1 protein-coding gene is annotated in these 658 nt (G+C 53.8%); it reads right to left on the reverse strand.

Features of this window, described 5'->3' with window-relative positions; translation table 11 throughout:
• Window positions 1-220: 220 nt before the first annotated feature.
• A complete protein-coding gene (locus ACVOLZ_RS22300; RefSeq protein ID WP_481518043.1) occupies window positions 221-514 on the reverse strand; it encodes an immunity 53 family protein in 294 nt (97 codons plus the stop codon).
• Window positions 515-658 lie beyond the last annotated feature (144 nt).

Below are 658 nucleotides of genomic sequence, written 5' to 3' on the forward strand. Positions count from 1 at the left end.
TTGCGCAAAGGCGCGTGCCTGTGCAACGTCGAACTCCACCGCAGCCTCGTAAGGCATTGCCACCACTTTGATGAAAATGACCCCCTCGTCCTGGCGAGCCTCGCAGGCCACTGTCTCTTGGTACGGCTGTTCTGGACTGGTGGTCATGTTCGTTGTGGTGCCTAACTCTGGAATTAAGCCGACTCGCGAAGCGAGTTCGGCTTGAATGAACTGTTAGGCCTCAGTGGCCTGCCCAAGCCAAGAAAACTTCCAACATCTCCGGGAGATTCGAAATGCCCCCAGCCGCTTCAAATTTAGCTGATTCAATCTTGCAATGAAGCCAATCTACATCTTCTTCTGAGCAACCGCGATGTACTGAAGTGAACGGCTTTTCGCTGAGGGAGGTATCAGCTAGATCGATACTGAGGGACCAACCTGGGTTATCCAACGTATCGATCTTGATGCCGTAAGAGTGCTCCCAGTCCCCATCACATTGAGCTACGTACCAATTCCGCAAGCGGTCAAGTTGGTTCATAAGGCCTAACTCTGGAATTAAGCCGCGCCGCGTAGCGGCGTCGGCTTGAATGAACTGTTAGGCGGCTGTGGCGACTGACGGAACCCCTGCCAAACGCTGCCCTGCTTGTGCAACCTAATGCGAACCGATAATGCCACAGCTTGC

The organism is Stenotrophomonas sp. STEN020 (genome assembly GCF_056760195.1).

Bases quoted from the DNA above. Each gene is read 5' to 3' on its own strand.
- ACVOLZ_RS22300 (WP_481518043.1), bottom strand. From the start codon at position 514: ATGAACCAACTTGACCGCTTGCGGAATTGGTACGTAGCTCAATGTGAT.